The sequence below is a fragment of the Flavobacterium enshiense DK69 genome, assembly GCF_000498495.1.
In the GTDB taxonomy this organism is placed as follows: domain Bacteria; phylum Bacteroidota; class Bacteroidia; order Flavobacteriales; family Flavobacteriaceae; genus Flavobacterium; species Flavobacterium enshiense.
Genome location: NZ_AVCS01000009.1, coordinates 363,722 through 382,157, shown reverse-complemented (window position 1 = coordinate 382,157; position 18,436 = coordinate 363,722). Strand labels below are relative to the sequence as shown.

General features: G+C 39.1%; 18 protein-coding genes and 2 tRNA genes. 17 read left to right on the top strand and 3 right to left on the bottom strand.

Features of this window, described 5'->3' with window-relative positions; genetic code table 11:
* Window positions 1–50 precede the first annotated feature (50 nt).
* The 6 genes from FEDK69T_RS07610 (at window position 51) to FEDK69T_RS15930 (ending at window position 3,797) form a co-directional block, all read left to right on the top strand.
* Entirely contained in the window at window positions 51–1,028 is a 978-nt protein-coding gene (locus tag FEDK69T_RS07610; protein ID WP_023573567.1) for a M23 family metallopeptidase, read from the top strand.
* Window positions 1,029–1,108: 80 nt separating this feature from the next.
* Window positions 1,109–1,438, top strand: a complete 330-nt coding sequence (locus tag FEDK69T_RS07605; RefSeq protein WP_023573566.1) for a MerR family transcriptional regulator — start codon at window positions 1,109–1,111, stop codon at window positions 1,436–1,438.
* Between the two features lie 64 nt (window positions 1,439–1,502).
* The gene (locus FEDK69T_RS07600; protein ID WP_023573565.1) at window positions 1,503–2,096 is read left to right on the top strand and encodes a LemA family protein; all 594 of its coding nucleotides are present in this window, start codon (window positions 1,503–1,505) and stop codon (window positions 2,094–2,096) included.
* Window positions 2,097–2,099: 3 nt separating this feature from the next.
* A complete protein-coding gene (locus FEDK69T_RS07595; RefSeq protein ID WP_023573564.1) occupies window positions 2,100–2,537 on the top strand; it encodes a TPM domain-containing protein in 438 nt (145 codons plus the stop codon).
* 19 nt (window positions 2,538–2,556) lie between these two features.
* Window positions 2,557–3,366: a TPM domain-containing protein gene (locus FEDK69T_RS07590; protein ID WP_023573563.1), complete on the top strand. Its 810-nt coding sequence runs from the start codon at window positions 2,557–2,559 to the stop codon at window positions 3,364–3,366.
* Between the two features lie 176 nt (window positions 3,367–3,542).
* Window positions 3,543–3,797, top strand: coding sequence for a hypothetical protein (locus FEDK69T_RS15930; RefSeq protein WP_051385094.1), 255 nt, complete (start codon window positions 3,543–3,545; stop codon window positions 3,795–3,797).
* A gap of 47 nt (window positions 3,798–3,844) precedes the next feature.
* On the opposite strand, the gene FEDK69T_RS07580 is transcribed toward FEDK69T_RS15930, so the two are convergent.
* The 3 genes from FEDK69T_RS07580 to era all read right to left on the bottom strand — a co-directional run bounded on the left by FEDK69T_RS07580 (window position 3,845) and on the right by era (window position 9,031).
* Window positions 3,845–6,604, bottom strand: coding sequence for an outer membrane beta-barrel protein (locus tag FEDK69T_RS07580; RefSeq protein WP_023573561.1), 2,760 nt, complete (start codon window positions 6,602–6,604; stop codon window positions 3,845–3,847).
* A gap of 114 nt (window positions 6,605–6,718) precedes the next feature.
* Window positions 6,719–8,029, bottom strand: a complete 1,311-nt coding sequence (gene der / locus FEDK69T_RS07575; protein ID WP_023573560.1) for a ribosome biogenesis GTPase Der — start codon at window positions 8,027–8,029, stop codon at window positions 6,719–6,721.
* 117 nt (window positions 8,030–8,146) lie between these two features.
* Window positions 8,147–9,031 carry a GTPase Era gene (gene era / locus FEDK69T_RS07570; protein WP_023573559.1) on the bottom strand — a complete coding sequence of 295 codons (885 nt, stop codon included), beginning with the start codon at window positions 9,029–9,031 and terminating at the stop codon, window positions 8,147–8,149.
* A 117-nt stretch (window positions 9,032–9,148) separates the two neighbouring features.
* Here era and FEDK69T_RS07565 point away from each other — a divergent pair.
* From FEDK69T_RS07565 to FEDK69T_RS07510, 11 genes are all read left to right on the top strand, one after another.
* A tRNA-Met gene (locus FEDK69T_RS07565) sits at window positions 9,149–9,221 on the top strand.
* A 32-nt stretch (window positions 9,222–9,253) separates the two neighbouring features.
* A tRNA-Met gene (locus tag FEDK69T_RS07560) sits at window positions 9,254–9,326 on the top strand.
* A 128-nt stretch (window positions 9,327–9,454) separates the two neighbouring features.
* Complete coding sequence (locus FEDK69T_RS07555; protein WP_023573558.1) at window positions 9,455–9,907, top strand: KTSC domain-containing protein; 453 nt, start codon at window positions 9,455–9,457, stop codon at window positions 9,905–9,907.
* A 339-nt stretch (window positions 9,908–10,246) separates the two neighbouring features.
* Window positions 10,247–11,722, top strand: a complete 1,476-nt coding sequence (nirK, locus tag FEDK69T_RS07550; protein WP_023573557.1) for a copper-containing nitrite reductase — start codon at window positions 10,247–10,249, stop codon at window positions 11,720–11,722.
* A gap of 18 nt (window positions 11,723–11,740) precedes the next feature.
* A complete protein-coding gene (locus tag FEDK69T_RS07545; RefSeq protein WP_023573556.1) occupies window positions 11,741–12,127 on the top strand; it encodes a c-type cytochrome in 387 nt (128 codons plus the stop codon).
* A 65-nt stretch (window positions 12,128–12,192) separates the two neighbouring features.
* Window positions 12,193–12,930 carry a formylglycine-generating enzyme family protein gene (locus FEDK69T_RS07540; protein ID WP_394330680.1) on the top strand — a complete coding sequence of 246 codons (738 nt, stop codon included), beginning with the start codon at window positions 12,193–12,195 and terminating at the stop codon, window positions 12,928–12,930.
* 17 nt (window positions 12,931–12,947) lie between these two features.
* Entirely contained in the window at window positions 12,948–13,541 is a 594-nt protein-coding gene (locus FEDK69T_RS07535) for an SCO family protein (protein WP_023573554.1), read from the top strand.
* Between the two features lie 9 nt (window positions 13,542–13,550).
* Window positions 13,551–14,831, top strand: coding sequence for an alginate export family protein (locus tag FEDK69T_RS07530; RefSeq protein WP_023573553.1), 1,281 nt, complete (start codon window positions 13,551–13,553; stop codon window positions 14,829–14,831).
* A gap of 926 nt (window positions 14,832–15,757) precedes the next feature.
* The gene (locus FEDK69T_RS07520) at window positions 15,758–16,102 is read left to right on the top strand and encodes a c-type cytochrome (RefSeq protein WP_240473165.1); all 345 of its coding nucleotides are present in this window, start codon (window positions 15,758–15,760) and stop codon (window positions 16,100–16,102) included.
* A 27-nt stretch (window positions 16,103–16,129) separates the two neighbouring features.
* Window positions 16,130–17,515 (top strand): cbb3-type cytochrome c oxidase subunit I, encoded by a 1,386-nt coding sequence (locus FEDK69T_RS07515; protein ID WP_023573550.1) that lies wholly within the window; start codon window positions 16,130–16,132, stop codon window positions 17,513–17,515.
* Window positions 17,516–17,622: 107 nt separating this feature from the next.
* Window positions 17,623–18,405: a CbbQ/NirQ/NorQ/GpvN family protein gene (locus FEDK69T_RS07510; RefSeq protein ID WP_023573549.1), complete on the top strand. Its 783-nt coding sequence runs from the start codon at window positions 17,623–17,625 to the stop codon at window positions 18,403–18,405.
* Window positions 18,406–18,436: the final 31 nt, after the last annotated feature.

Here is an 18,436-nt window from a genome sequence, read left to right as displayed (position 1 = left end):
CGATTCAAAAGCACCATTTTACAAGCTGCAAAAATAGTATATTTTAGAACATGTCGAAGGTAAAATATATTTATGATTCCGAAAAATTAGCCTTTCTAAAAATCAAACCGAAGAAAGGGCGAAAGCTGGGCTATTTTGCCTTGTTTTTGCTGGCGTCGGCATTGTTTGGCTTTTTGTGTTTCGTGATACTTTTGAACACTACGTATTTTGAAACTCCGAAAGACCGAATCCTGGCCCGTGAAATTGAAAACATGCGAATCAGTTATGCGCTTCTCAATAAAAGGGTCGACCAGCTGAATGAAACGATGGACAATCTGGAAGATCGGGACAATAATGTTTACCGCGCTTATTTCAACAGTTCGCCAGTGGATGAAAAAAAACGCAAGGGAGAAAGCGAAGGTGCACTTAGCTACAAACAGCTGGAAGGCTATGATAATTCCGATTTGGTAATCAACACTACGAAACGTTTGGATGTTATTTCGAACCAGATGGTCTTTCAGTCAAAGTCATTGGATGAAATCATTAAATTAGCCAAAGGAAAAGAAAAACTGATGGCAGCGATTCCGGCGATACAACCGATTAAAAATGAAGCATTGAAACAGATGGCTTCCGGATTTGGTTACCGAAGTGACCCGTTTACCAAAGTCAGGAAATTTCACAAAGGAATGGATTTTTCGGCACGAACCGGAACTCCGATATATGCCACTGGCGACGGTGTTGTGGAAAAAGCAGACGCATCGCTTTCGGGTTACGGAAACCATATTGAAATACGTCATGGTTTTGGGTATGAAACGCTGTATGCCCATTTGAGCAAGTACAAAGTTAGGCCAGGGCAGCGTGTTAAACGTGGAGATGTCATCGGCTATGTAGGCAGTACCGGACGAAGTGAGGCACCCCATTTACATTACGAAGTGTATCAGAACGGAAAGGTCGTCAATCCGTTGAATTTTTATTACGGATCGATTTCGGCCAAAGAATATGTTTTAATTTCACAAATTGCTAACCAGGAAAACCAATCGTTGGATTAAGCTGAAGAAAAACAGAGTATAGAACAAAGAATATAGAAAAGAGAGGAGTCTGGAGAAAAACTCATAACTCAAAACAAAAAATGCATTTAGACTTACCTGAAAAAAGATATTACAGTATTGGCGAACTAGCCAAGGCTTTCGACGTAAACGCTTCCTTAATCCGATTTTGGGACAAGGAATTCGATATATTAAAACCAAAAAAGAATGCGAAAGGCAATCGTATGTTCACTCCCGAAGACGTAAAAAACCTTCAGCTGATTTACCATTTGGTAAAAGAACGCGGTTTCACTTTAGACGGCGCAAAAGTACATTTGAAAGAAGGCCAGAAAAAAACACTGGACAAGTTTGAAATCATCAGCAAACTGGAAGCTATTAAAACACAGCTGACAAACATTAAAAATGAATTATAAGTAACAATCTACTTAAACAACGACTAATACTATCAAAGAAAATCAACTTTAAATTTAAAAAAAAATGAGAAAATTTGCACCAATATTAATCATTGTAGCTATTCTGGCCGTTATCGGATTTTGGTACGTTGGCATCAAAAACGGGGCTATCCGTGAAAATCAGGCAGTAGGAAAAGAATGGGGTAACGTGGAAACTGCATACCAAAGAAGAAATGACCTTATCGGGAATTTGGTTAAAACCGTAAAAGGGGCTGCCGATTTCGAAAAAGGAACTTTAACAGCCGTTATCGAAGCAAGAGCAAAAGCTACTCAGGTAACCGTAGATCCAACCAACGTGACTCCAGAGCAATTAGCCCAGTTCCAACAGGCGCAAGGCGGTGTTTCTTCGGCTTTATCACGATTATTGGTAACAGTTGAGCGATATCCTGAGTTGAAAGCCAACGCGAACTTCTTAAAATTACAGGACGAATTGGCCAGTACGGAAAACCAGATTTTAACAGCAAGAACCCGTTTTAACGAATCAGTTCAGAGCTACAACAACTATATCCTGAAAATCCCGAACAACTGGTTCTTGGGTGAGTACAAGGAGAAACCTTTCTTCGACGCAGTAGCAGGTGCTGAAAAACCGGTAGATGTAGAATTTAACTTTGACAAATAAACAATGTCTCTAACTGAAGATTTTCTAAACCCGGACGAAGAAAAAGAAGTTGTGCATGCAATTTCTTTGGCTGAGAAAAACACTTCCGGCGAAATCAGAGTCCATATTGAAGCCCATACTGAAAAACCTCCACTCGAAAGAGCCAAGGAGGTTTTTCATCAATTGGGAATGGACAAAACCGAAGCCAAAAACGGCGTATTGTTTTACGTTGGCGTAAAGGATCATTCCTTTGCCATTATTGGAGATAAGGGCATTGACGATTTGGTGGAAGAAGATTTTTGGGATTGCACCAAAGATGTGGTAATTGAGCATTTTAAAAACAAACAGTTCAAAACAGGGCTGGTTGAAGGAATACTGAGAGCCGGTGATCGCCTAAAGAAATATTTCCCATATCAGGACGATGATGCCAACGAGTTATCTAACGAAATATCCAAAGGATAATTAATAAAAAATCCAAATCATGAAAATTTCAAATTTAAAAGGGATTTTTAAATTCATCCTTCTTATCTCCTTATTGTTTAACAGCGGTTTTGCTTTTTCGCAATTTACCATTCCCGAAAAGCCTAGTTTTCAAACGAGCGTTTACGACAATGCCAATTTATTGAATGCCGCAGAGAAAAAACAACTGGAAGAAAAACTTATTCGTTATTCGGATTCCACTACAACACAAATTGTAGTGATTACCATTAACGATTTAAAAGGCGAAGACATTAACGTATTGGCAACCAACTGGGGGCATAAATGGGGAATCGGACAGAAAGACGAGGATAATGGCATTATCATCTTAGTTGCAAAAAACGACCGAAAAATAAGTATCCGACCGGGCTATGGTGTTGAAGACCGTCTGACAGCAGGTACCTGTGGCGAAATTATCCGAAACGTTATAACTCCCGAATTTAAAGCCGGAAGCTATTTCAATGGCTTAGATAAAGGAGCCGATACTATATTCGAAGCTTTAAAAGGAAAATATAAAGGCGAACGTAAAGGCGGAAAATCACCTGGAGGTGGAAAAATAATTTTCTTTATAATCTTGTTTATCATCATCATTGCGATTCTTTCCAGAAACAAACGTGGTGGTGGAGGTGGTAACACAGGACGTTTTGCCGGACCAGATCTGGGCGACATCATAATTCTGAGCAGCTTGGGCCGTGGTGGCTTTGGCGGTTTTGGAGGAGGAAGTTCTTCCGGCGGTGGTTTTGGCGGCGGAGGCTTTGGTGGTGGCTTTGGCGGAGGCGGATTCTCCGGCGGCGGTGCCAGCGGAAGCTGGTAACTTCACGCAGCAGATTGCAGATAAAATAAAACAGATAAAAAAAGAGATTGCTTTTTTGCAATCTCTTTTTTTATTTCATCCTACTTACCGTACTAAATCCTTTTAAGAACTCATTGTACTATCGTTAACACCACACAACAACTAATCAGCGTACCTTTAAGTAAAGTATTAAGGTCATGAAAAATTATGCAATTAAGCTGGTATGGTTTACCACAATATTTGCCTTTATTTTTGCGGGGCTATGTCAAACAAACGTTCCGTTACCATTAATAAGCAGTTTGTTTATTTTGGGTAGTTTTCTTGTACCTTACATGGTTTACACTGTACTTACAGATGATTATAAAACCGATAAGAAATTTAAAGACTGGTATAGCGACAGACCCGAGAAGCATCATTTGCAAAAAAAGCATTTACATAAAATAAAACACTAAAATTCCACAAAATCATTTTAAAAGAGGCCACGAAAGCAGCCTCTTTTTTAGTGATTCCAATTTCTGGAAGGTTTTTCTTTACCTGCAAATCGTTCAATCTTATAGGTTAAGGAAAACATTGCATAGCGTTTCAAAACAGTATTTTCTTCATCTCTGATGGTTGTTGCTGAAATCGTTCTTGTAGCGCTCTGATTTTGATTCAGCATGTCATAAACCTTAACCTTTGCCGTAAACTTCTTATCGTAAAAACTATAGGACAAACTGGTGTTCCACAAATAAAAAGCATTTTTAAAATCATCTGAAATATTAGAATTGTAAGTATAGCCAAAATCATTTCCAAAAACCCAGTTTTTAGGCCAGTAATTTGTGGTTTGGATATTAAACCTATGGATTCTGTTAAATGCCGAACTAATCGTATAATTAGCATAATTCGTTTCGTTATATGAAAAATTATACGATGGAGCAATGGTCAACAATTCACCATAATCATAGTTAAAAAACACTCTTGGCATCAATCGTAAAGCCTGAGCTTCATACATTTCGGTATTCGTAAATCCTTTTGAAAGTCCGAAACTAGTATTAACTCCAAGTCCGAATCGGTACTTGTGCTCTTCTTTTTTTATAGTTTTACTCCAACTCGCTCCGCACCAAGACGAATAGGTATCAGACACATTTCTGTAAGTAGTAGTTCGTTTTCCGCTAACATCGTATAATGTTGCAGAAACGATTTGCTCTTCGTAATAATCCCCCCCCAAATACGTGTAAAACCCCGAACGACTGGCGTAATCATAATCATTAAAACCCAAATACACATTATGGGTTTTATTCAAATCTAAATTAGCATTTCCCACAAACGTATTCAACGGATTGGCCTGATCCAAAACTGGCAATATCTGACTGGCGGTCGGAAATTCGAATTGAAAATCATAATTTAAATAGATTTGCTTGGATTTATCCAATTTGTAATTAAAATACATACTACCGAAGGGAATCACGTAATTCTTGTTCAAATCGGTAACAGTTCCAAGATATAAAGAGTGGGCATCAAACTGTGAAACAGCTGTACCTCCCGATGCACTCAAATTGAAATTTTTCTTATTAAGGGAAAACCCAGCATTCGGGCGTGCTGTCCTGATTAACGAAGACATATAATTGGTCAGCAACACGTTCGGGTTTGAATACGATTGTGTTGTCGGATCAAAATCAAAAGCTTCACGGTCTTCCGAGCTTTGTTTCCACTCCTGCCCTAGTCCGATATTTATGCTTAAGGAATCGGTTACTGGTTCCGAATAGGTGAAATCAAAATGGTAATTATCCTTTAAATTCCTGTTCTTCTTAAGCTGGTCACGAATATCATCCGGCTCAGTTCCCTGATAGAAAATAGTTGCCGAGGTGTTAGTTGAGTTGATTTCGTCTTTTGTATTTTCGTTATCAAATGTAAAATTCACATAACGTCCTTTTCGCTTAAATGCCTTATTGAAATAAAGTGAATTCTTAAAACTGACTCCGTCACTTTCATCATAAACATCTGAATTGCTTTCATTTAACAGATTATTATTTTCATCTGTTGATATCTGAAACGATTTATCCCTGTCTTTTCCATGTGATTTTAAAAAGACAGGAGTTATTCCCAAAGTTGTCGTAGAATCAATCTTGAATTCAAATTCAAAATTCAAATTATGACCAAAACGATCCGAACTGGTCTGTGAAGTCCCATCGGTGATGATCCCTCCCGTCGGAAGAAAATTAGCTTGTTTTACCTTACGCGTATTTTTGGTATGTTGATCTGAAAATAAATAACTCCCGGAAGATTCCAAATCTTTAACCCATTCATCTGAATAGTTAACCCCAATCATATCGGATTGCGTAATTCCGGCACCACTACCGAAACGCATTCCATTCATCCCAAAAGAACCATTATCACTATAATACATGGAACGGCTGCGCCCGCCCCCCATATTATCAAAGATTTCATCCATTGAAAAACCAACGGAATTAATATTGTTGGATGATGCTAAAACACTGAACTTCCTTTTATTCTTAAAATAGTTCAACAATCCACTGGCTTCATAGCGTTCATCCGTCCCGTATCCCCCCATAAATTTGCCAAAAAGACCTTTATTCTTGTCTTCGTCTATGGTTAAGTTGATACTGGCCTTATCGGAACTTGCAGCCTGACCTGAAAGCTCTTCCTTTTTGGTTTTAAGATCCGAAACCTGGATCTTATTGATGATATCTGAAGGCAGATTCTGTAGCGCTACTTTACCGTCCTTGTCAAAAAACGGTTTTCCGTTTACCATAATCTGGGTTACTTCTTTTCCGTTTACGGTGATTTTACCTTCCGGATCGATTTCTACACCGGGCAATTGTTTCAACAGCGTTTCAACATTCGCGTCAGGTCTGACTTTAAACGAAGCCGCATTAAACTCTAAAGTATCTTTTTTAATACGAATGGGTGGTGCTTCTGCTTTTACAATCACCTCGTTCAGCATTTTGGCTTGCTCTTTCAAACCAATTACACCAAAATCAGTGGTTTTCAAAAGTTCGTTAAAGCTTTGCTTATGTGCTTCAAAACCTTCCATCGACACTTTCAGGAAGACAGGCTGTGTAATCTTTTTCACGGGTAGTGAGAAATTCCCGTTTTTGTCTGTAATGGTATAATCAACAAGAGAAGAATCTTTGGCTAGGGAAAGATAAACTGTAGCTGATTCCATTGGAAGTTTGGTAGCTTCCTCAATAATTTTCCCTTTGATATAAAAGGAATTCTGCGAAAAGGCACACACTGAAAACAGTGTAAGAACGAACATTATAAATTGTTTTGGCATCAATAAAAAATTGCGGTTAAAATGATTTCTCATTAAAACCGCAAATTAAAGTTATTATTATGTCAGAATTTTACTCATTAAGTGTTTTTTAACAAATTATTTCTGTCTGAAATAAATATCGATCGGCACTCCCTCAAAATTATAGATTTGACGCAGCTGATTTTCGATAAAACGTTTGTACGGATCTTTCACATATTGCGGCAGGTTACAGAAAAACACAAACTGAGGTGTTGGTGTTGGCAACTGCATACAATATTTGATTTTCACATACTTACCTTTCAATGCTGGTGGCGGCGTACGCTCGATAATAGGCAGCATCGTTTCATTGAATTTGGATGTCGAAATACGCTGTTTTCTGTTTTCAAAAACTTCAACAGCCGTTTCCAAAGCTTTCAGCAAACGCTGTTTTGTCAATGCAGATACGAAAAGAATCGGCACATCGGTAAACGGCTCAAGCTCTTTACGGATTCTCGCCTCATAGTCACGGGCCGACATGGTATCTTTTTCCACCAAATCCCATTTGTTCACAAGAATTACTACTCCTTTACGGTTTTTCTCCGCCAACCAGAAAATATTCTGATCCTGACCTTCGAAACCACGTGTGGCGTCAATCATAAGGATACAAACATCCGAATGCTCAATGGCACGAACCGAACGCATTACGGAGTAGAATTCCAAATCCTCTTTTACTTTAGCTTTTCTACGGATTCCCGCAGTATCCACTAAGTTAAATTCAAATCCGAAACGGTTGTATTTGGTATCGATGGCATCACGGGTTGTTCCGGCAATATCAGTTACCACAAATCGGTCTTCACCGATCAAAGCATTGATAAAAGATGATTTACCTGCGTTAGGACGACCTACTACACAAAAACGAGGCAGCGGATTTTCTTCTTCCACAGCTTCCGGCAATTCCGGCAGGACTTCCACCAACTTATCCAAAAGTTCTCCGGTTCCGCTTCCGTTCATTCCGGCTATAGTGTAATATTCTCCTAAACCTAAATTATAAAACTCGATGGCGTCTTTTTCACGCATCGCATTATCCACTTTGTTAACCGCCAACAAAATCGGCTTGGTCACTTTGCGAAGTAATTTGGCAACTTCTTCGTCCATCGGCGTGATTCCTTCTTCCACATCCACCACGAAAATGATAGCATCAGCTTCATCAATAGCCAGTTCTACCTGACGGCGGATTTCACCTTCAAAAACATCATCCGAACCCTTAACATATCCGCCTGTATCTATGACCGAAAACTCTTTTCCGTTCCATTCGCTTTTTCCGTAATTACGGTCACGGGTTACTCCGCTCACCGAGTCAACGATAGCTTCTCTTCTTTGAATTAACCTGTTGAAAAAGGTTGATTTTCCAACGTTTGGCCTTCCTACTATGGCTACGATATTGTTCATTTTCTATTAAATTTTGCGCAAAAGTACATATAAAAAGTGGCAAAGTCACTAAAATGTAAAATCGCAGCGTTTATTATTCTGAAAATAAAAGCTTTACCTTTATTTTATTTTTAAAATTTATTTCTGATTGTATCCGAAACGGCGCAATTGATACGCATTACTTCTCCAGTCTTTGTTGACTTTCACGAACATTTCGATGTGGATCTGTTTTCCGAAGAATTTCTCCAAATCCTGACGGGCTTCTATCCCTACTCTTTTAATTGCAGAGCCTTTATGACCGATTATAATTCCTTTCTGCGTTTCGCGTTCCACCATAATAAGGGCTTTGATTCGGATAATATCGTCATCCTCCTTAAATTCTTCCGTTTCGATTTCTACGGCATATGGTATTTCCTTATCGTAATGCAAAAGGATTTTTTCACGGATGGTTTCGTTTACGAAGAAACGCTCCGGCTTATCCGTTAAAGCATCTTTCGGATAATAGGCTGGCGACTCTGGAAGTAATTCCAATATACGGTCAAAAACCTCTTTCACATTAAAATTTTCCAATGCCGAAATCGGGTAAAGCTCCGCATTAGGCACTTTTTCCTTCCACAGGTTTACCTGCTCTTCCAATTGTTCCTGATTGGATTTGTCGATTTTATTCAACAATAAAAGCACCGGGATTTTGGAATGTATGATTTTATTGAAAAAGGCTTCGTCTTTCAGTTCCTTTTCCCCTACTTCTACCATATACACCAACACATCGGCGTCTTCAAAAGCGGATTTCACAAAATCCATCATCGAATTTTGTAATTCGTACGCCGGTTTTATGATTCCGGGCGTATCTGAAAACAACACCTGAAAATCTTCCCCATTCACGATACCAAGAATACGGTGGCGTGTGGTTTGTGCCTTAGATGTAATGATTGACAGGCGTTCCCCCACGAAGGCATTCATCAGTGTTGACTTCCCTACATTCGGATTTCCGATAATGTTTACAAAACCTGCTTTGTGTGACATAGTAAAAATTTTAGCCTACAAAGGTAGTCATAACATGTGATATAGTAGAAATTTTAAAATTTTTTTATCTTTTTGTTGTACGTGTCAAATTTCACCGTATCTTTGCACTCGAAATAACGCGGGATAGAGCAGTAGGCAGCTCGTCGGGCTCATAACCCGAAGGTCACAGGTTCGAGTCCTGTTCCCGCTACTAAGAAAATATTGAGAATACAAACCGTACATCGCGGGATAGAGCAGTAGGCAGCTCGTCGGGCTCATAACCCGAAGGTCACAGGTTCGAGTCCTGTTCCCGCTACTAAGAAGAGAATCATTTTGGTTCTCTTTTTTTTTAAATAAACTGAAGTTGCTTATTTCTTATGTTTTAAGATTTATCATACTGTTAATCAAAACGTTTCGCTAAAGAATCGCTTTTATTTTTTACTCATGAACACAAAAAAAATTGCCGAGTACCGAAAATTATTAGATGTTACTAAAACAGCAACATTAAAAGAATTGAAAACAATTTACAGAAAAAGCATGAAGGAAGACCATCCCGATACTATTGCTGATCCTGTTGAACGTTTAGAGGCGGAAGAAAGAAGCAAACAAGTAATTGAAGCTTATCACTTTTTAGTAAGTATTGCACCTGAAACACTTGAAAAAGATAAGGACGAATACATCAAAACCACCACTACATCCAATATATTGGAGTTCTACATGGACAACGGTGTTTTGTACATCAGCTTCCTGGATGGCAATCAGTTTGAATATTTTGGCGTTCCAAAAAACACCTATATCAAAATGATCAATGCGGAATCACCAAATCGTTTTGCAAAACGACACATCTTTAATGAATTCACTTACCGAAGTGCAAGCAAGCTGGTAGCCGCTGAATAAGCCTACCTATATATATGAAACAAAACCATCAGCGAGAGTTGATGGTTTTCTTTTTTTCTACAAAGACATCAAACACTATTTACAATCTCTTAAGTTCCGTTATCGTTTTCAAAAACTTACGACATATCCTTTTTCAAGTTTCTTTTAGAGTTGTAATTTTGTTCCCTACAATTGTATGTCTGCAAAAAACATTACTCTACGTATTAACGTTCCGAAAAAAATCACGCTTTAATTTAATATACTTTTTTTTCATATTCCTGATATTTATCATAATAAAAGACATTTTTGTCCTCTAAGTTTACATCAAGATTTTAAGTCTTATTCAAAACACAAATTATTATGATAACAAATTTAACAAAACGCACAAAAACAGGAGTCGCCGCAATTTGCTGCACCCTGATTTCAGTGGGCTTAACTGCATTTGGAATCAATTTCACAAAAAATGATGCAGACCACTACAAAAAAGTTCCTGTTGAAGGAGAAATGATTGCCGAACTAACCGCACCTCCTTTCGTTCCCAAGCCGGTTGGAAACCGACCTGCCAAAAAATTGATTGTCAATATGGAGATCAAGGAAATGGAGGGAGAAATGGCCGATGGTGTAAAATACACCTACTGGACATTTGGAGGTTCTGTCCCAGGAAGCTTCATCAGAACAAGAGTTGGTGACGAAGTAGAGTTTCACTTGAGAAACCATCCTGACAACAAATTACCGCACAACATCGACTTACATGCTGTTACGGGCCCAGGCGGAGGAGCTACATCATCATTGGTTGCACCTGGCCACGAAAAAGTTTTCAACTTTAAAGTGATCAACCAGGGACTTTACGTTTACCACTGTGCCACAGCTCCTGTAGGGATGCACATCGCAAATGGTATGTACGGCTTAATCCTGGTAGAGCCAGAAGGAGGTTTACCACCGGTTGACAAGGAGTATTATGTAATGCAGGGTGACTTCTACACCAAAGGTGCTAACGGAGAATCAGGTTTACAACCTTTCGACATGAACAAAGCAGTCAAAGAACAACCTGATTATGTGGTATTCAATGGAAGTACAAAATCTTTGGTTGGCGACAAAGCTATTACAGCCAAAGTTGGGGAAACAGTACGTTTATTTGTTGGTAATGGAGGTCCAAACCTAGTATCGTCATTCCACGTGATTGGAGAAATCTTTGACAAAGTTCATGTCGAAGGCGGAGAAATGATCAACAAAAATGTTCAGACTACACTGATCCCTGCCGGCGGTTCTGCAATCGTTGACTTCAAAGTTGACGTTCCTGGAACACTTATTTTGGTTGACCACTCTATCTTCAGAACGTTCAACAAAGGATCCTTAGGCATGTTGAAAGTTGAAGGACCTGGCGACAAAACTATTTACTCTGGAACTACTCAGGAAGGCATCTACTTACCGGAAGGAGGTACTATCCAAAATATGCCTAAAGTAAAAACAACTGAAAAACCAAAAGTTAGCCTTACTGTTCCGCAACAAATTGCCGCAGGAAAAGAAATTTACGGAAAAACATGTTTTGCATGTCACCAATCCGAAGGACAAGGAATTCCAACTGTATTTCCTCCACTGGCTAAATCCGACTTCCTAAATGCGAACCATACGCGAGCAATTAACACCGTATTGAGCGGATTAAGCGGTGAAGTCACTGTAAATGGCAACAAGTACAACAATATCATGACCAGCCAAAACCTGACCGATGAAGAAATTGCCAATGTACTGACTTATGTATACAACAGTTGGGGCAACAATAAAACAGTTGTAAAACCAGAGATGGTTAAAGCTCAAAGAGAGCAAAATGTACATTAATTATAAAAACATTCAATCATGAACAAATATTTATTAGGCGCCGTATTAGGAACCATCTTCAGTTTCTCGGCATCAGCACAAGACATCACCAAAGGAAAAGCTGTTTATAACTCAAACTGTGTAGCTTGTCACCAGGCGGCAGGACAAGGTATTCCCAATGCGTTTCCTCCATTAGCAAAATCAGACTGGTTAAACAAAGATCATAATCGTTCAATTAAACAAATCATTAAAGGATCATCCGGACCGATGACTGTTAATGGAAAAACATACAACGGGGCTATGCCTCCTCAGAGCACACTAACTGATCAACAAGTTGCAGACGTGTTGACTTACGTTTACAGCAACTGGGGTAACAACAAAAAGAAAGTTACTCCTGCAATGGTTAAAGCTCAAAGAAAATCGTAATCAATTAAAACTTTAAAAAGATGCACGCAATGTTAAAACGAACAATATATATGTCGCTTTTTTCAATGTTTATTGCGGCATCCCTTTGGGCACAAAACTCAAAAATGGTTCTGGTAAAAAAGGGGGCTTATGTCCCCCTTTACGGAACTGTTGACAAAAAACCGGTAACCGTTAACGAGTTTCAGTTAGACATTTATCCGGTAACCAATGCCCAGTTTCAGGATTTTCTCAAAAAAAACCCTGAGTACAGTAAAGCTAAAATCAAAGGGATCTTTGCCGACAAAAGCTATTTATCACATTGGGAAAGCGACTTCAGTTACGGAAAAAACAACTTGAGCAATGCTCCCGTAACTAATGTCTCTTGGTTTGTTGCCAAAAAATACTGCGAATGTCAAGGTAAACGCCTTCCAACATTAGACGAATGGGAATATGCTGCCATGGCAGATGAAAAACGCACTGACGCGAGAACCAAAGAATCATATACGAAATACATACTCTCTTGGTATGAAAAATCAAAAACCTATGCAAATCCTGTAGGGCAAACCTTCAAAAACTATTGGGGTGTTTACGATATGCACGGACTGGTATGGGAATGGACATCAGATTTCAACAGCATTTTTTTATCCGGAGAATCAAGAAAAGACAAAGACACAGATAAAAATCTCTTTTGCGGAAGCGGATCGGTAAACGCCACCGACCTCATGAATTATGCAGCTTTTATGCGCTATGCTTTCAGAGGAAGTCTCAAAGCCAAATACACTACAAGAAATCTGGGATTCCGCTGTGCCAAAGATTTTAAATAACTAAAAAAAACAGCTATATGAAAAAGATAATTTTAGGCTTAGCATTGCTGCTTATGATTTTTCAGAGTTGCGATTCAAACAAAAAAGCCAGTGATGCACCTAAATCCAAAAGCATCTCCGACCTTTCTATCTATCACCTTCCTTCCAAATGGACCAATCAGGATGGAAAAGACATCCAGATGAAAAACATGAAGGGCAAAGTACTTGTGATGGTTATGATTTATACCTCATGCAAATCAGCTTGTCCGAGACTCGTTGCCGATATGAGAAATATCGAAAGCCGTCTTCCCAAAGATACCAAAAATGTAGAATTCGTACTGATAAGCATCGATCCGAAAGTTGACACCCCTGAACGTCTAAAAGCATTTGCCAAAGAAAACCAAATGGAGGGCGACCAATGGACTTTCCTTCGTTCATCCGAAGACAACACCAGAGAATTTGCTGCAGTTTTGGCTGTAAATTACAAAAAAATCTCCCCTATGGATTTCTCTCACTCAAATATCATAAGCGTTTTCAATAATGTCGGCGAATTAACCTATCAGCAGGAAGGACTTAATGTAAATGCTGACGAGACTGTTCAAAAAATTATTGAAGAAGCGCAAAAATCTTAAATAATTTATATGAAAACCTTTAAAAAAATCAGCTTATCGTTCTTTGCGATGGTAGGCATAGGTACTTATGCTCAAGAATTTAATGCCGATCTTCAGTTAAGACCCCGCTATGAATACAGAAACGGTTATAAAGCCCCTCTAAAAAACGGAGAATTGCCAACTTCCTTTGTCTCTCAGCGTACTCGCTTAAAATTCGATTTCAAACTGGATCAGTTCTCAACGAAGGTATCTTTACAAAACATACGTACCTGGGGAGATGTTCCCACAACTGCCACTGCAGACAAAAATGGAGTTGCATTGTTTGAAGCTTGGGGCCAATATGATTTCACAGACAAATGGAGTGCACGTTTTGGGCGTCAGGTAATCGCTTATGACAACGAGCGTATCATGGGTGAAATTGACTGGCTACAACAAGGACAAAGTCATGATGCCTTATTGGTGAGCTACCATCCTGCCAATCACCGATTGGATTTAGGGGCAGCCTATAATGCAAATGCAGAGAACCAAATCCGCCCCTCAACTCCTTATACAACAAACTATAAAACATTTCAATACGGATGGTATCATACTAATATTGACAAAGTGGGTCTAAGCTTGCTGTTATTAAACACGGGCTATGAATACCAAAAAACTGCCACTACTCTTGAAACAGATTACAAACAAACTTTTGGTACATACTTAACTTTCAAAAACAAAGCATGGGATGCGAACCTTGGAATTTACGGACAATCCGGTAAAGAAAACAACAACAAAGTAAACGGATTTTACGCCGGAGCTTTCGTGGGATATGCTTTTGACAGTAACTTTAAATTAGGAGCCGGTTATGAATATTTCTCAGGTAAAGACCAAAACGACACCAGTACAGACATAAAATCGTTCTACCCTTTATTTGGTACTAACCACGCCTTTAACGGTTACATGGACTACTTCTACGTTGGCGGAAACCACAAAAACAGTGTGGGTTTGCAAGATGCCTATTTAAAACTTACCTATGCAAAAGACAAATGGCAATTTAACTTAATGCCACATGCATTCGCAGCTTCAGCATCGGTTATAGACACTAACGGTGAAAAAATGGACAGCTATTTAGGAACCGAGATCGACTTTACGGCAGGTTACCAGTTGCACAAGTTTATTGCTGCCACAGGAGGATTCTCCCAAATGTTTGGAACTTCAACTATGAATATACTAAAAGGAGGCAATAATGTAGCGAACAATAACTGGGCTTGGTTTATGATAAACATCAACCCGCGTATTTTCTCTGCAAAACAGCCACAACCCAACCAGTAATTCGCCATAATTGCTGTTATTGATAAGACCGCCAATTGAATTTGTACTGCTGACGCTGATTCTCTTGGTGGTCTTTTATATTGACCCACTGGCTTTGTGGAGGTGGGGATTTTGTTCGCAAACCTTTTCATTTAGGACAGATGTCAAATTCACTCATAGCAGAAAGAGAGTCGCTAGATACAGAAACAAACTCGCTAGATACGAAAATAAAGTCGCCCGTAGCAGAAATAAAGTCGTTAGATACAGAAACAAAGTCACTCGTAACGAAAACAAAGTCATTAGATACAGAAACAAATTCGCTAGATACAGAAACGAACTAGCGAGGTACAGAAATAAATTCACGAGATACAAAAATAAATTCGCTCGTAGCAGAAAGTAATTCACTCTGTACAGAAAGGAATTATTTCCGCGCGGTTAGGAACTTTTGCTAGATATCGAATTTGTTTGTGATTGCTATTTACCGTCGCTTCGCGTAGGTTGCAGTTAACTGCGAAACATCAGTTTTAAAAAGCATTTTCTCAGCCAAACCCTCAATCTCTTCAGTCAACCATCATTTTTTGACACACAGTTGCTGAATCACATTTTCTAAAAAGCACTTTCATTGAAAGATGCTTGCCGCCTGCAAATCTTTTTTCAAAAACGTCTTTTTTTAAAACTTCAATCGCCATTCAGATACCCTATTCATTAAGAAAAATATAATCAAAAAAACATTTATTCCAACATGACATTTATCATGTTCAAAGCATTTTTTAACCATTAACTTCGCTCTATAGAATAAAGGATAAAAACATCCTTTATTAAAGGAAATAAAATATTAAATAAAAACTACACAAATTATGCTTTCAAAATCACAAGCGCGGGCATTCTTTTTAGGCGGTACGGTCGTCACCTTCTCCATCTTCATCGGTCTGACCATATACTCGTTTATGCCCAACAAGGACCAATCAAATTACACCAAGCTTGACAAGCAGGTTGTAAGAGGAAAAGAAATCTGGGAAACCAACAACTGCATGGGTTGTCATACTATCATGGGAGAAGGTGGATATTATGCTCCGGAACTGACAAAAGTAATCGACCGAAGAGGCGAAGGCTACGTAAAAGCAGTATTAACGTCACCAATACCGTGGGCTCCAAACGGAAGAAAAATGGTTGCCTACAACATGAACGAGAAAGATGCTCAAGCAATGATCGCATATCTCAAATGGGTGGGCAATATAGACTTAAACGGTTTTGACCGCGTTGTTTCGCCTTTAGCTAAGGCTAATCAGTAAAAAATATCAATTCTAATTTTTTTTAAAATGAAATATAAATCACAAAAAATCGCCTACTGGTTCTTTGCATTGGCCATGCTTTTATTCGCATTGCAGCTTGTCTATGGTTTTATCATGGGCTTTGACCGAATCGGTATACAAGGTTTACACGACATCATCCCATTTAACGTAGCAAGAGCGGTGCATACCAACTTACTCGTTGTATGGTTGCTGACTGGATTCATGGGTGCAGCCTATTACATAATCCCCGAAGAAGCACAAAGAGAATTAATCAGTCCGAAGCTGGCCATAGTTCAGCTAGTCTCACTTGCTGTGGTAGGTGTTATCGCTATTGTGGGATTCCACTTTAATCATTGGGAAGGACGTAAATTCTTGGAAATTCCAAGAGAACTGGACTTTTTGGTCGTCGTAAACGTATTGCTCTTCCTTGGCCTAATCTTAGGAACACTCTTTACAGGAAAACGCAAAACCACTACTGCACTGGTATTGTCAATGGGATTGCTTTTCGCCGCTTTACTATATTTACCGGGTATGATTTGGTTTGACAGCCAGGTAATGGATTCATTCTTCCGCTGGTGGGTTGTCCACCTATGGGTTGAAGGTGTTTGGGAATTGATTATGGGAGGTATACTTTCTTTCCTTCTAATCAAATTGACAGGTGTAGACCGTGAAGTAATTGAGAAATGGCTGTATGTAATTATCGGACTGACATTCCTTTCAGGGGTTTTAGGCACAGGACACCATTACTATTACATCGGTGTAAATAAAATCTGGCTGATCGTCGGAGGTATATTTTCAGCATTAGAACCTTTAGCTTTCTTAGCAATGGCACTGTTCGCAATCAACATGTACAGAAAAGGTGAAAAAAGCCATCCTAACAAAGTTGCATTATTCTGGACAATCGGTTCTTCTATTGTATCATTCATTGGTGCAGGTATACTAGGTTTCGCACATACTTTACCTCAGGCCAACTTATATACACACGGCACGCTGGTTACCGCATCACACGGACACTATGCTTTCTGGGGAGCCTATGCCATGATTGTGTTGGCTATGATAAGTTATGCTATGCCAAACCTGACTGGCCGCAAACGTTATATGATGAAAACAGGTTCGGCGGCATTCTGGCTCTCTAACATCGGAATCTTGGGAATGACAGCTGCTTTTGGAGTAGCCGGGATAGCTCAAGTATACATGGAAAGAAAAATGAAAATGGAATTCATGACCGTACAAAACGAAATCAGTATTCACTTTGTGATATTGTTACTTTGTGCCGCAATGTTTACTACAGGAATTATCATGTTTATCTACGACTTCATTAAATATGGAAGACCAACTGACGAAGCTTTGGTTGACCAAAAAACGAAAGCTCCTGAATTTTCAAGCAAAGAAGAAGTCTTCGAATTAAATTAATAATAAAAAAATGTTTTTCTATACCTGAACGCTAGACGACTTTTTCCGCACTCATCTCCCCGAGAAAACGATTGTTTTAACGTTCAGGTTTTTTTACTCAAAAGATTATGGAAACACTAAATATCCCTTTTTATCATGCCGTCGGCAAGGAACAGGAAGTCTTTGAGCATGCTTTCAAAAACAAATTACCCCTTTTGCTGAAAGGGCCTACCGGAACCGGTAAATCAAGATTTATCGAATACATGGCTCATGTATTGAACAAAAAAATCATCACCATCAGTTGTCATGAGGAAACATCTTCAACAGATTTGATAGGCCGATTCATTATCAAAGGAGCTGAAACCGTATGGATTGATGGACCTCTGACCACTGCTGTAAAAGAAGGCGCTATCCTCTATCTTGATGAAGTTGCTGAAGCCCGACCTGATGTAATTGTAGCCATACACTCGCTGACAGACCACCGCAGGGAACTTTTTATAGACAAACTGGGCGAGACCATCAAAGCTCATGAAGATTTCATGCTCGTTGCGTCTTTTAATCCAGGATATCAAAGAGGTTTTAAAGAACTGAAACCTTCGACAAGACAACGTTTCGTGGCCATTTCATTTGATTATCCTGAAGCAAAAATAGAATCTGAAATCCTGATTAAAGAAACTAATGTCGATTCTGAATCTGCAAAACGACTGGTAGTTATCGGCAACAAAATCCGAAATCTGACCGAGTTAGGCTTAACAGAAACTGTTTCAACCCGATTATTGGTAGATGCTTCAAAACTTATCCACAGCGGATTACCGAAACGACTTTCTGTACATGCAGCTGTTATTGAACCGCTGACAGATGACCAGCAAACGCTGGAAGCACTGAAAGATCTCTGCGATTTGGTGATTTAATTCACTACGCCAAAACACTGCGATCCTAACA

Excerpts from the sequence above, each read along its gene's own strand:
- FEDK69T_RS07610 (WP_023573567.1), top strand. The coding sequence starts at position 51 with ATGTCGAAGGTAAAATATATTTATGATTCCGAAAAATTAGCCTTTCTA.
- FEDK69T_RS07605 (WP_023573566.1), top strand. The coding sequence starts at position 1,109 with ATGCATTTAGACTTACCTGAAAAAAGATATTACAGTATTGGCGAACTA.
- FEDK69T_RS07600 (WP_023573565.1), top strand. The coding sequence starts at position 1,503 with ATGAGAAAATTTGCACCAATATTAATCATTGTAGCTATTCTGGCCGTT.
- FEDK69T_RS07595 (WP_023573564.1), top strand. The coding sequence starts at position 2,100 with ATGTCTCTAACTGAAGATTTTCTAAACCCGGACGAAGAAAAAGAAGTT.
- FEDK69T_RS07590 (WP_023573563.1), top strand. The coding sequence starts at position 2,557 with ATGAAAATTTCAAATTTAAAAGGGATTTTTAAATTCATCCTTCTTATC.
- FEDK69T_RS15930 (WP_051385094.1), top strand. The coding sequence starts at position 3,543 with ATGAAAAATTATGCAATTAAGCTGGTATGGTTTACCACAATATTTGCC.
- FEDK69T_RS07580 (WP_023573561.1), bottom strand. The coding sequence starts at position 6,604 with ATGTTCGTTCTTACACTGTTTTCAGTGTGTGCCTTTTCGCAGAATTCC.
- der (WP_023573560.1), bottom strand. The coding sequence starts at position 8,029 with ATGAACAATATCGTAGCCATAGTAGGAAGGCCAAACGTTGGAAAATCA.
- era (WP_023573559.1), bottom strand. The coding sequence starts at position 9,031 with ATGTCACACAAAGCAGGTTTTGTAAACATTATCGGAAATCCGAATGTA.
- FEDK69T_RS07555 (WP_023573558.1), top strand. The coding sequence starts at position 9,455 with ATGAACACAAAAAAAATTGCCGAGTACCGAAAATTATTAGATGTTACT.
- nirK (WP_023573557.1), top strand. The coding sequence starts at position 10,247 with ATGATAACAAATTTAACAAAACGCACAAAAACAGGAGTCGCCGCAATT.
- FEDK69T_RS07545 (WP_023573556.1), top strand. The coding sequence starts at position 11,741 with ATGAACAAATATTTATTAGGCGCCGTATTAGGAACCATCTTCAGTTTC.
- FEDK69T_RS07540 (WP_394330680.1), top strand. The coding sequence starts at position 12,193 with ATGTTTATTGCGGCATCCCTTTGGGCACAAAACTCAAAAATGGTTCTG.
- FEDK69T_RS07535 (WP_023573554.1), top strand. The coding sequence starts at position 12,948 with ATGAAAAAGATAATTTTAGGCTTAGCATTGCTGCTTATGATTTTTCAG.
- FEDK69T_RS07530 (WP_023573553.1), top strand. The coding sequence starts at position 13,551 with ATGAAAACCTTTAAAAAAATCAGCTTATCGTTCTTTGCGATGGTAGGC.
- FEDK69T_RS07520 (WP_240473165.1), top strand. The coding sequence starts at position 15,758 with ATGCCCAACAAGGACCAATCAAATTACACCAAGCTTGACAAGCAGGTT.
- FEDK69T_RS07515 (WP_023573550.1), top strand. The coding sequence starts at position 16,130 with ATGAAATATAAATCACAAAAAATCGCCTACTGGTTCTTTGCATTGGCC.
- FEDK69T_RS07510 (WP_023573549.1), top strand. The coding sequence starts at position 17,623 with ATGGAAACACTAAATATCCCTTTTTATCATGCCGTCGGCAAGGAACAG.